Below are 12,513 nucleotides of genomic sequence, written 5' to 3'. Positions count from 1 at the left end.
GTTCTATTTTCTATTGCGTGCTTAATGTGTGAAGAAATAAGAAAAATAAGTGGGGACTAAAACGAGTTTCTAGATGAGTTCCTAAAAAATAATAAAGAGAAAACTTCATACTTAGAAGTTTTCTCTTTATTATTTTTTTTAGGTTATTTATTGAAGTACTTCTAGCATAACGTCTTTTGGATCATCCGTAACATTGCCTGCGTAGTTAGGAGTGATTAAAGATATCGAACCATTTTTATTGTTGAATAAGTATAAAGTACCCGATCTATTTTGTTCATCGTTTGAAGAAATATTAGTTCCTAAAATTAATTCTGTATTTACTTTAACGGTTCGAATACTGTTATCGTCCGCTGAAAATATTCTAATCTCTTTTGTAGGAATTGTATTTATAGATAGCTCATATTTATTAATGGCTTCTTTCACTTGACCATTTTCAGCCCCAAACAATTTAGTTTGGAAGGTAGCAGTTGGTGTTGAATTTAAGTTTTCTAACGTAATTGAAGTTGGCACATTCATTCCTTTAAAATTAAATACGAGTGGGTTGTTTAAACTACTAAGATCGACAGCATAAGGTGTTGCTTCTAAAGAATTTGCTTCTTCGACATTTGTAGATACTTCATTTTTAGACTTTGCCGAATCCTGAGTGGTACTGGCACTTTCTGAAGTTTCTTTTAGTTTATTATTAGAGCTTGTTTCTATGCTAGAACTGTAATGATTAGTACTGCTTTTCATTGATGTTGTATGATTGGTAGAATTTTCTTGTTTTTTAGGCTCATTCGCTTTCTGAGAACTACAACCTGTTAAAAAAATAACTAAAATAACACAAACTAATTTTTTCATACTATTCCTCCTATAGACGCTATAACTAATTTTATCTTACTTGTTAATATAACAAAAGGAATAATTATTTTATTTTCACGAATGCTCAAATTGTTTAAATCTGTAGTTTTTATACTTATTTTTGTTGCATTTGCAACAAAAATAAGTTAAAGTAATGACAATCATAAAATATTAGCGAAAGGAAGTGTCCTAGTGACAGATATTTTAAGAGAAATTGGTATGATTGCGCGGGCCTTAGATTCAATCAGTAATATTGAATTTAAGGAATTATCTTTAACACGAGGACAATATCTTTATTTGGTCAGGGTCTGTGAAAATCCTGGGATTATCCAAGAAAAGATCGCCGAACTGATTAAAGTTGATCGAACCACAGCGGCGCGGGCGATTAAGCGTTTGGAAGAACAAGGCTTTATTTATCGTCAAGAAGATGCAAGCAACAAAAAAATTAAGCGGATTTATGCCACAGAAAAAGGGAAAAACGTTTATCCAATCATTGTGCGCGAAAATCAACACTCGAATCAAGTTGCTTTGCAAGGCTTGTCAGAAGTGGAAATTTCACAATTGGCAGAGTACTTAGTCCGGATGCGTAAAAATGTCAGCGAAGATTGGGAATTTGTCAAAAAAGGGAACACTCGAAATTATTAAGGAAAGGACGACTGATTGATGGGAGAAATAAAACAATTAACAATAGAAGATGCACCAGCGTTACAAGAAATCAGCATTGAAACTTATACAGATACTTTCGGACCATATAATACCCCAGAAAATATGCAAGCCTATTTAGTAGAAGCTTACAATTTAGAAAAATTACAAAAGGAATTGGCTAATCCCCACTCTGACTTTTATTTTATCTTTGTCGATAATCAATTAGCTGGCTACATGAAATTAAATCGTGAGACGGCACAAACGGAACCGATGGGGCCAGAAAAGCTCGAGGTTGAGCGATTGTATATTTTACCTGCGTTTAAAGGAAAGAAGCTGGGGACACAATTGTTAGAACTGGCGGAAGAGAAAGCTCGTGAATTTGGTAAAAACGCACTGTGGTTAGGTGTCTGGGAACACAATGATGCGGCGCGGGCATTTTATAAAACGATTGGCTACCGCTATTATAGTCAACATTCATTTTTTATGGGAGACGATGAACAGACGGATTTTATTTTGTTAAAGGAATTATAGCAAGAAAATTTAGAAACAAAGATTTCTGATAAAATCAGAAATCTTTGTTTATTTTTTTGATTAAAATTAAGCAATTTTTTATTTTCAAAATGTTATTTTTTAAAACGTAAAAATTGAAAAAGAAGATTTTAAATCTGTGAAAAGTTGTCAATCTTGTGAGAAAACTCTTTTGTCAGTGTCTTTTTTCAGGATGGTTCTCTTCCTGAAAATCCACTTCATTTTATCTAATTTGTGTGTGTTTGATTAAAAAATATTGTGTTGTATTTCATTTAAATGTATAATTTATTTATGTAATTTTTAATAATAAGCGTATTTTAGCATTTGAAAAGAGAAGTTGTACATAATATGTGAATAAAAAGATTTGTTTCTTATTTTCTAGAGTGAGAGGGCGATATAAAAAAGGTTGCTATTTTTTCGTTCAAAGTGAACAAAGAATCGTTTGTTATTTAGTTGGGGTAACTAATGATTCTTGTTATAAAAAGCGCTTACAATTCGTGTGATGAGAGTAGTACGCATGTTTGTGCAAAAGTGACAAAAAAGAGAAGGCAGGGTGTTTTAATAGAAAAAATTTTTAATAAAAAGGAGAGTTTGTCGTGGAGAAAAATGTGTCTCAAGTAACAGCTCAAGAAGAAACAGCGCTGAAAGCACGTGGCTACAATGAGGATTTGTTGCCAAGTAGCCCGAAACAACGGACAATGGGCGCGCGCAATTTTTTTACATTATGGATGGGTTCGATTCATAATATCCCGAATTATGCAGCAGTGGGCGGCTTTATTTTCTTAGGTTTATCGCCGCTGCAAGTTATGTTGGCAGTTGTGTTAAGCTCATTCATTGTAGCAGCCTTCATGAATTTGAATGGCGTGGCTGGCTCTAAATATGGGATTCCTTTTGCGATGCACTTACAGTCTACTTACGGCAGTCTCGGAGCAAAACTGCCAGGGTTCTTAAGAGGTTGTGTGGCCGCGATTGCTTGGTTTGGTCTGCAAACATTTACAGGATCGCTCGCTTTATTAATTATTCTCGGGAAATTTTGGCCGAACTTTTTACAAATTGGTGGGTCATTCCAGTTTTTTGGTCTCAGGCTACCTGAATTAATGGCGTTTACTCTTTTCTGGCTCTTAAATGTGGCAATAGGTTTCGGTGGTAGCAAAATTTTGAACCGGTTTACCGCCATTTTAAGTCCATTGATTTATGTCGTTATTATTGGATTAACGATTTGGGCCATTCGAGCTGGGGGCGGTTTAACACCAATTTTGTCCTATCAAGTTTCTGGTGCGATTCGTTCAGTCAATCCACTTGTGGCGTATCTGATTATTTTTAACTCGGTTGTGGCCGTTTGGTCAGCGCCTGGTGCGAGTGTGGCGGATTTTACTAAGAATGCGCGCTCGACACGTGCTCAGGTTGTGGGGCAAACAGCAGGTTTAGTTGTTGGTTATGGGATTTTCGCTTTTTCCAGTGTGGTTATTCTGTTAGGTGGTTCGCTGTATTTTGGGATTCAAGAATGGAATATTTTAAACATTATTGATCGTTTAGATAATGTGGCAGTGGTGGTCTTAGCCATGTCGGTTTTCTTATTAACGACTATTTCAACGAATGCAACGGGGAACATCATTCCGGCAGGTTATCAATTGGCGGCGCTATTTCCTAAAAAAATGACGTATAAAAAAGGCGTCATTATTGCCAGTGTTATCAGCTTTCTCATTATGCCTTGGAAACTGATGGAAAACGCCGATAGTATTTTTATTTTTCTGAACGCAATTGGGGCTGTTTTAGGACCAGTCGCTGGTGTGATGATTGCGAATTATTATTTTGTTCAAAAGCAACAAATTGATTTAAATGATTTATACGTAGATAAACACAAAAAAGAGGAAGCCAATCCTTTTTACGGATTAAACAAGCCGGCGTATGTTGCTACTATTCTGGCGTTGGTTCTTTCCTTAAGTGGTCAATTTATTCCACAGGTTAAAATCATTGCTGATATTTCGTGGTTTGTGGGCTTTGCTACAGGTTTTGTGCTGTACTTAGTGTTAAAAAAATGGACTTGGGATTCAAAAAAAGTGAAAGAAACAGCTTATCAGGAGGGAAAATAAATGCAAGCAGAGTTAGTGATTAAAAACGGGTTAGTTATTTTAGAAACTGGAGAAGTCATTACGGATGTCGCCGTTCAAGGAGGAAAAATCGTAGCGATTGGGCAAGACTTGTCAGGAGAACGTGTGATTGATGCGACGGGTTTAGTCGTTAGTCCAGGGATGGTGGATGCTCATGTTCATATTACCGATCCTGGTGGTGGTTACCGCGATGAATGGGAAGGGTATGTCACAGGAACGGCCGCTTGTGCCAAAGGGGGCGTGACGACCTTTATGGAAATGCCTTTAAATCAGATTCCAGCAACTGTGGATAAGACCTCTCTTGAGATCAAATACAAGGCAGGAGAAAATAAACTAAAAGTAGATGTAGGGTCATTTGGGGGCGTGGTCCCGACCAACTTGGCTGGTGGGATTCAGGAACTTGATGAAGGAGGCGTTTCCGGCTATAAATGCTTTTTAGGAACGTGCGGCGATCGTTCAATTGAAGGAGATTTTCAAAATGTCGACGATTATTCACTATATGAAGGAATGAAACAAGTTGCCAAGACTGGCAAAGTGCTAGCAATCCATGCAGAAAATGCGCCAATTACGGATAAATTAGGCGCGTTAGCTTATCAAAATGGCGAAACGACTTTAGCGGCATATGTAGCTACACGTCCTGTGTTTACCGAAGTTGAAGCGATTCAAAAAGCCATTTTATTTGCCAAAGAAACAGGTTGTCGGATTCATATTTGTCATGTGGCTTGTCAAGAAGGTGTGGAAGAAGTTTTAAAAGCCCAAGCAGAAGGGGTAGATGTGACTTGTGAAACATGTACGCATTATTTATATTTTACCACGGATGAACTTGATGCCATTGGTCCAGTCGTCAAATGTTCGCCGCCGATTCGTGACGCGGACCAACAAGCCGCCTTATGGAACCACGTGCAAACAGGCGGCATCGCGTTTGTAACCTCTGACCATTCTCCTTGTACGCCAGACTTAAAAGATACAACCAATGCTTTTGAAGCTTGGGGCGGCATTTCTGGTGTTCAAAATAACGTCGACGTGTTATTCGATGAAGCCGTCCAAAAACGTGGTTTATCCTTGAAACAATTCGCGGATATGATTGCAGCAAACCCAGCTGACCGTTATCACTTAGCACAAAAGGGCCGCATCAGCATTGGTAAGGATGCCGATTTTGTACTAATTAAACCTAATGCGCCGTATATCTTAAAAGCAGAAGATTTAGAATATCGAAATAAAATTAGTCCTTACATTGGTCGTGAAATTGGGGCCCAAGTGATTCAAACAATTTTAAGAGGCGAAACAATTTACGCACAAGAAACTGGGGTAACCGAGGCGTTTAACGGCGTATTTATCAAAAATTAAACACCTATTTTAGAAATGAAAAGGGACAGAAGCGTGATTGAATTAGCGCCTCTGTCCACGAGTTACGGGTTATACATTGGTTATTTCGCACAAAAATACACTTAATTTTGTTTGATAAGTACAATGAAGATGACTAGGGAAACGTTTACAATCAGAGTGTAATCAGTCAGGAGGTTTTGTGATGGACTTGGAAAAAGTTTTAAAACAAAGAATCGAAGAGTTGTCAGCAATTGGGAGTGATCCTGCAGGAGGGATGACACGCTTACTTTATACAGATTCGTGGTTGGCAGCACAAAAGTATGTGCAAAGCCAAACTGAGGCGTTTGGACTGGAAACGCAATTTGACGAAGTCGGGAATCTGTTTTGTCGAGTGGCAGGAACGGAATTTCCTCAGGAAACGATTTTAACTGGGTCACATATCGACACCGTGGTTAATGGTGGGACCTTAGATGGTCAATATGGTGTTATTGCTTCCATGACGGCTGTTCAATATTTATTAGACAAATATGGGAAACCACGGCGTTCTCTAGAAGTGCTTTCCATGGCTGAAGAAGAAGGGAGTCGTTTTCCAACGGTTTTCTGGGGAAGCAAAAATGTCGTTGGTGAAGCCAAACGTGAAGAAGTAGTCGATATCTCTGACAACGAAGGTAAAAAGTTTGTTGATGAGATGCATCGCCAAGGCTTTGATTTTCGGCAGGAGCAAACTAGACGTGAGGACATTGAAGCATTTGTCGAAATTCATATTGAACAAGGCAATATTTTAGAGAATGAAAAACTCCAAGTCGGTGTTGTTCATAGTATTGTAGGGCAACGTCGCTACACGGTTAACTTAAAAGGGCAAGCCAATCATGCAGGCACTACGCCAATGAGTTACCGTCATGATGCGGTGTACGGTTTTGCTAAAATTTGTGCAGAAGCCATTGATCGTGCGAATGAAATTGGTGATCCGTTAGTTTTAACATTCGGTAAAGTCATTCCGAAACCCAATACAGTCAACGTGGTGCCTGGAGAAGTGGAATTTACAATTGACTGCCGTCATACCGACGCTGCTTTTTTACGACATTTTACCGGTGAATTAGAAGAACGGATGAAGACAATTGCTCAAGAATTAGGCTTAACGATTGCAATTGACCGCTGGATGGATGAAGCCCCTGTACCGATGAATCAAGCAATTGTAGAAGTTATTGAACAAAAAGCCAAAGAAGGCAAGTATCAGTATCGTATGATGCATAGTGGCGCTGGGCATGATTCGCAAATTATTGCGCCCCATTACCCGACGGCGATGATATTTGTGCCAAGTATTGGTGGGATTAGTCATAATCCAGCAGAAGCAACGGCATTTCCAGATTTGGTTGAAGGCGTCAAGCTTTTAGCAGATACCTTATATGAATTAGCGTATAAATAAGATAGAAAAGGAAGAATTGTGATGGGTTATAAAAATAATCGAGTTGGTTACCAAAAAGAATTGTTAACATCAAGAGCTGTGATAAAAAAAGACAATTACGCCATTATTCCCCATGATGGTTTGGTGCAAAATGCAGTACCTGGTTTTGAAAATGTCGATATTTCCATTTTGGGATCGCCTAAATTAGGTGCGACATTTGTGGATTACATTGCTACGTTTCATAAAAATGGTCAACAAACATCTGGTTTTGGTGGCGATGGGATCCAAACGTTGGTTTATGTCATTGACGGTCGTTTGCGCGTTTCAGATGGTCAAGAAACCCATGAGCTTGAAGCCGGGGGCTATGCCTACTTTACGCCTGAAATGAAAATGTATTTAGCGAATGCACAGGAAGCGGACACAGAAGTTTTCTTATATAAAAAACGCTATCAGCCGTTGGCGGGCCATCAACCTTATAAAGTGGTTGGGTCAATTCATGACCAACAACCCGAAGAATATGAAGGAATGACAGACGTTTTACTTTGGAGTTTATTGCCGAAAGAGTTTGACTTTGATATGAATATGCATATCTTATCTTTTGAACCAGGCGCTAGTCATGCCTACATTGAAACGCATGTCCAAGAGCATGGTGCGTATTTAATTAGTGGCCAAGGGATGTACAATTTGGACAATGAATGGTATCCAGTGGAAAAAGGGGACTATATTTTCATGAGTGCCTATGTGCCACAAGCAGCCTATGCGGTTGGCCGTGAAGAACCGTTAATGTACGTTTATTCCAAAGATGCCAATCGTGAACCAGAATTATAACGAAAAGCCGAATGTAAAGTAATGACCTCGGAACAATAGGATTTGAACACGCAGTGGTGAACGGTAGAGTCCTTTTTCTTGGTAGACGTTACTTTTATTCGGCTATTTTCCTGTTAATTATTTTTCTGAAAGTTCCAGCGCTACCCGTAAGAGTAAACTCGTCTCAGGCTCTTGAATAGAGGTACCTAATAATTTTTCACATTGATTCATGCGATATTTAATGGTGTTTCTGTGAAGGTAAAGAGCGTTGGCCGTTTTAGTAATTTCGCAATTGAAATCTAAAAAAACTTTCAAGGTTTTTCGTAATTCTTGTAACGTCGGTTCCGTCGGATAGGCCAACTCTTTCAATTGTTGCTGGCAAAAGTATTCAACATCTTCAGTACCAATCTTTTCAAAAAGTCCAGCTAGGCCTTTGGGATGGAACAATTGCACAGTTGCTGGTTTTTGAGCGTGTAAAGAAGCCTCTAATGTCGAGGAAGCTTCAATATAAGAATTAGGCAAATCTTCTAGGTTTTCATAAGCGTTGCCTAAAGCAAAGCGAATGGTAATAGGCAAAGCCTGTTGCAAACGTTCAGCGAGGTTTTGCAAAATCATCAAATGGTCATTTTTCTTAGATTGAAAAATCAAGATACTTTTATTTTGATTTTTTAATTTAAACAAGGCGACATCTGGCAGGATTTCCGGCAATTGTTCTTTGAGCCATTGGAAAATTAGTTGCCCTTCCGCTTGCTGATAACGAATATGGGTTTCATTTTCTGGTTTAGTCACGCCGTAGACAATCGCTAATTGATAATAATCACTGTTGATTAAACGATAATTTTTCCAAAGTTCCAACCAATTTTGATGTTTACTCAGCGCTTCTTGATGTGTATCAAGCAAGCGGTCCAAAAAGTCTGTTTTGAGATGTTCAAAAGATTCAGCAATTTTCTGGTTTTTAAATAACATAAAAGTCAAAACTAAAATGGCCTGATCAATGGCAAATTCAGAAATAGGATAAGGAATCTGTTCAGGAGATAAGACCAATAAATAATAGGGAAAATAATCGTTCACACGAATTGGAAAGCCAGCTACTTGAATGTTTTCTTGTCGCTCATCCTGTAAACGAAAGATTTTCTTTTCTTGTGCCAATTGTTGAAAGTGGTCTTTTGATAATTGTTCGATGAAAAACTCCGCCGATTTTTGATTGCCATAAAAATAATTCGAGTGGGCAATCACCTGTTGCCAAGGACTTAATAAAATAATTGGCGCATTTAAAATTTTCGCAAATTCAGCGATGAAACGCGTAGCATCAACATCTTGCATTAATAATGTTGAAAAACGCTTTTGGATGTCAAATGCCGCAGACATCTGTTCGGTTTTGCTATCACGAAGATAGCCTACAATTTCATGCAACAACCCGCCTAGTGGCTGTGTGCTAGGAATTTTAATCAGGGGCAAATCAACGGCACTGGCATAGGCAACAATTTCTGGTGAAATTTCGTCAAGGAACCGCCCAACTTTGATTCCTAAAGCCGTACACTCTGCTTGTTTTAGCGAGTCAATAAAAGGTTTCAATTTTTCTTGATCATCTTTATAAATCATTGCCGTTGTTAAAATCATGACATTTTTAGGGATAAAATCAGCCACATCAGGTGTTTCCGTGATTTCTACACTTTCCAAGGGCTGTGTTAAGTTTGAGTGAGACGATAATAATTGTAAGTCAGAAAATCTTGGTAAAGCCAAGACCTCAGCTAATATTTTCATCACAACAACCTCCTTTTTTTATAGTATAGCGAAGAATAAAAAGGAGTACAAAAGATAGTTATTGAATATGTCTAAAAAACAAAGTCAAAATAGTGCAAATTGAACAATGAATTTCTGAGTTTTTCCAAAGATAATAAAAGAGAAGAATTAAAAATGAAGTGAGGGATTACTATGTATCAACAACCAAATTTTGTACGGCGAACAATCATGACGCCGGGACCAGTCGAAGCCCATCCATCGGTACTTCGTCAAATGGGTCAACCAATTTTAGGGCAATTCGATCCAGAATTTCTACAAATTATGGATGAAGTTCGGGAAATGATTAAAGTACCTTTTGCCACAAAGAATCAACAAGCCTTTGCCATTGATGGCACGTCACGTTCAGGCTTGGAAGCGGGGTTATTTGCATTGATTGAGCCAGGCGACAAAGTGCTTGTGCCTGCGTATGGCCGGTTTGCTTATTTATTAGGTGAAATTTGCGAACGCGCCCGGGCCGAAGTCATTTATTTAGAAAAGGACTGGCTCGCACCGTTTGAACAAACAACGGTGATTGAAGCGATTAAAGAACATCAACCAAAAATTGTTGCGATGGTCCACGGCGAAACGGCGAATGCACAAATGCAACCACTGGATCAAATTGGCGCCTTTTGTCGGGAAAATGAAATTTTCTTCGTAGTAGATATGGTGGCGACTTACGGCGGTGTCGAAACAAAGGTCGATGATTGGAAGATTGATATTGCGGTAGCAGGCACTCAAAAATGTGTCAGCGTACCTTCAGGCCTTTCTTTGATTACCTACAACCAACGTGTAGCCGATTATCTGGCGGGCCGTTACCAAAAAGAGTTAGGGCTTGGCGCGGATGCGCGGAATGAACGGTTCATTCAAAGTAACTACTTGGATTTATCGCAATTAGAAAAATATTGGGGACCAGAGCGCTTAAATCACCATACAGAAGCGACTACAATGATTTATGGGCTACATGAAGGGCTGCGCTTGTTACTTCAAGAAGGCATGGAAAATGTCTACGCACGTCATCGGAAAAACGATCGTATTTTAGTTGAAAGTCTGCAAAAAATGGGCTTAGAAATTTTCGGGAAGTTAGACACAAAAACACCAACAGTCATTCCTGTGGTCATTCCAGAAGGAATTGATGGTGAAAAGGTGCGGAGCTTATTACTGGATCATTTTAAAGTTGAAATTGCCTCTTCTTTCGGTGATTTAAAAGGAAAAATTTGGCGGGTCGGTAATATGGGGTACAGCAGTCGCGAAGACAATGTGTTGCATTTCTTGAGTGCCTTTGAGACTGTATTGAAACACCAAGGTTATCAATTTGAAGGCGGTAGCGGTAGTACTCATGCATTGGCTGAGTATTTAAACTAAAAAAGAAGGTAGGACAAAGGTCACTACGTAAAAAAGCGTAGTGCTTTTGTTCCTTATGAAACGTTAACCAAAAAAATGATTGGTGGAGGAAAAGAAAATGACAGACAAGACAAAAAGTTCGTTGGCTTATTGGAAAAAAATCGTTATTTTACTATGTATGGGCTGGGTAACAATCTGGATTTATCGTTCCGCGCTTTCTCCTGTTTATCCGCAAATTCGTGCGTCTTTAAATGGTAACGCTTCAGATACGGCCCTAGGGTCCATTTCTAGCTTTTATTTTCTCGGTTACGTAGTCATGCAGATTCCTGCAGGCTTCTTGGTAGACAAAATTGGGAAAAAACGTGTATTAATTCCAGGCTTTATCTTGTTTGCGCTGGCAGCATTACTGATTGCCCAAGCCCAAACGATTGGAACAATTTACTTAGGTAGCTTATTGGCAGGCTTAGGATGTGGTTCTTTCTATGGCTCGGCTTACTCGTTGACGTCGCAAAACATTCCTCAAGCCAAAAAAAGTTTTGCAACAGCTATTGTCAACAGTGGTTCAGCCGTTGGTTCAGGTTTAGGGATGATTTTATCTAGTTATTTAGTTGCCCAAAAAGGATTGCCTTGGCAAGTGATGATGTACATTTCCGCCTTTATGATTATTTGTATGTTAGTGGCTTTTCAAGTGATTATTCGCAATCATAAAGAAGACATGGCCTTGATTCAGCCAACCGTTGTTGATGAAAAAGATAACGGAGCGGTAAAAGAAAAAGTGCCCTTTAAAAAACTGTTTGCGCCACATATGCTATTTGCGTATATTTTATATTTTGGCACTTGTTATGCATATTATATGATTGTGACTTGGTTACCTAATTTTTTAAGTACCGAACGTGGTTTCCAAGGAGCGGCAATTGGATTGTCCTCTTCGCTGGTCGCATTTGCCTCTATTCCAGGAGCGTTATTTTTTAGTCGGTTGGCGGATAAGTACATGCATAAAAAAGTTCAATTCATCGTTGTTTTAGAATTTTTAGCAACAGCCATGCTTTTGTTAACTGTACAAGTAAGTAATGCAACGTTGTTATTAATTGCTTTAATTATGTATGGGTTCTTAGGGAAATTAGCTGTAGAACCGATTATTATTTCTTGGCTAGGTGAAAATGCACCAAAAATTGGAATTGGTACTACTTTGGGTGTGTTTAACTTTTTCGGCATGATGTCATCTGTGATCGCCCCAGCTTTAACTGGGAAAATTTCTGACACAACTGGTTCGAAAGTCATGGGCTTTTATATCGCCGTCGTGATTTTACTAATTGGCACGATTCTTTTTATGCTTGTCAATTTAAAAAAACGCGGGGCAGATTCGTCTAATAAATAAAAAAACAACGCAAACTTATCTTTCGCTGAATAAGTTTGCGTTGTTTTACTTTTTGACAATCATATTAATCGCTTGTGCTAATCGCTCTTCTTGTTCTTTAGGATCTTTTTCAGGATTTTCAAAGCAATGCTTTAAATTCTCCGCAACTATCATCCCCATTACGCGATCAATACTAGAACGGACCGCACTCAACTGAGTGATAACATCGATACATTCTTTTTCTTCATCAATCATTTTTTGAATCCCGCGAATTTGACCTTCTGTGCGGCGTAAACGATTCAGCACTTTCTTTTTTTCTTCAGTCATTTTGCCCCTCCTTAAGAGTAGTGATTGGTTTAAAATATACCTAC

11 protein-coding genes are annotated in these 12,513 nt (G+C 38.7%); 8 read left to right on the top strand and 3 right to left on the bottom strand.

Translation table 11 applies throughout. From position 1 onward, the window contains the following. Positions 1–147: 147 nt before the first annotated feature. Entirely contained in the window at positions 148–840 is a 693-nt protein-coding gene (locus tag IGJ52_RS12010) for a hypothetical protein (RefSeq protein WP_438792132.1), read from the bottom strand. Positions 841–1,032: 192 nt separating this feature from the next. Between IGJ52_RS12010 and sylA the strand changes: the two genes are divergently transcribed. The 6 genes from sylA to allE all read left to right on the top strand — a co-directional run bounded on the left by sylA (position 1,033) and on the right by allE (position 7,683). Then, positions 1,033–1,485, top strand: a complete 453-nt coding sequence (sylA, locus tag IGJ52_RS12005; RefSeq protein WP_002383314.1) for a transcriptional regulator SylA — start codon at positions 1,033–1,035, stop codon at positions 1,483–1,485. An 18-nt stretch (positions 1,486–1,503) separates the two neighbouring features. Next, a complete protein-coding gene (locus IGJ52_RS12000) occupies positions 1,504–2,016 on the top strand; it encodes a GNAT family N-acetyltransferase (RefSeq protein WP_002399070.1) in 513 nt (170 codons plus the stop codon). 593 nt (positions 2,017–2,609) lie between these two features. Then, on the top strand, positions 2,610–4,106 hold the full coding sequence (gene allW, locus IGJ52_RS11995) for an allantoin permease (protein WP_438792131.1): 1,497 nt from the start codon (positions 2,610–2,612) through the stop codon (positions 4,104–4,106). Next, positions 4,107–5,471: an allantoinase AllB gene (allB, locus tag IGJ52_RS11990; RefSeq protein ID WP_002367359.1), complete on the top strand. Its 1,365-nt coding sequence runs from the start codon at positions 4,107–4,109 to the stop codon at positions 5,469–5,471. A gap of 181 nt (positions 5,472–5,652) precedes the next feature. Then, positions 5,653–6,876, top strand: a complete 1,224-nt coding sequence (gene allC / locus IGJ52_RS11985) for an allantoate deiminase (protein ID WP_002383320.1) — start codon at positions 5,653–5,655, stop codon at positions 6,874–6,876. Between the two features lie 21 nt (positions 6,877–6,897). Beyond that, a complete protein-coding gene (gene allE / locus IGJ52_RS11980) occupies positions 6,898–7,683 on the top strand; it encodes a (S)-ureidoglycine aminohydrolase (RefSeq protein ID WP_194177529.1) in 786 nt (261 codons plus the stop codon). Between the two features lie 117 nt (positions 7,684–7,800). Here the strand turns inward: allE and IGJ52_RS11975 are convergent, their stop codons facing one another. Further along, on the bottom strand, positions 7,801–9,426 hold the full coding sequence (locus IGJ52_RS11975; protein ID WP_016614291.1) for a PucR family transcriptional regulator: 1,626 nt from the start codon (positions 9,424–9,426) through the stop codon (positions 7,801–7,803). Between the two features lie 171 nt (positions 9,427–9,597). On the opposite strand from IGJ52_RS11975, the gene IGJ52_RS11970 reads away from it, so the two are divergent. Next, positions 9,598–10,806 carry a pyridoxal-phosphate-dependent aminotransferase family protein gene (locus IGJ52_RS11970; RefSeq protein ID WP_002355061.1) on the top strand — a complete coding sequence of 403 codons (1,209 nt, stop codon included), beginning with the start codon at positions 9,598–9,600 and terminating at the stop codon, positions 10,804–10,806. Between the two features lie 97 nt (positions 10,807–10,903). Next, on the top strand, positions 10,904–12,163 hold the full coding sequence (locus tag IGJ52_RS11965; protein WP_002368361.1) for an MFS transporter: 1,260 nt from the start codon (positions 10,904–10,906) through the stop codon (positions 12,161–12,163). Between the two features lie 45 nt (positions 12,164–12,208). Here the strand turns inward: IGJ52_RS11965 and IGJ52_RS11960 are convergent, their stop codons facing one another. Continuing rightward, positions 12,209–12,469: a metal-sensitive transcriptional regulator gene (locus tag IGJ52_RS11960; protein ID WP_002355063.1), complete on the bottom strand. Its 261-nt coding sequence runs from the start codon at positions 12,467–12,469 to the stop codon at positions 12,209–12,211. Between the last annotated feature and the right edge of the window lie 44 nt (positions 12,470–12,513).

Origin of the sequence: Enterococcus sp. DIV1758 (assembly GCF_051711985.1) — a bacterium.
GTDB classification, from domain to species: Bacteria; Bacillota; Bacilli; order Lactobacillales; family Enterococcaceae; genus Enterococcus; species Enterococcus faecalis.
The sequence above is the reverse complement of the archived record's forward strand: the minus strand, read 5'-3'. Positions and strand labels throughout refer to the sequence as shown.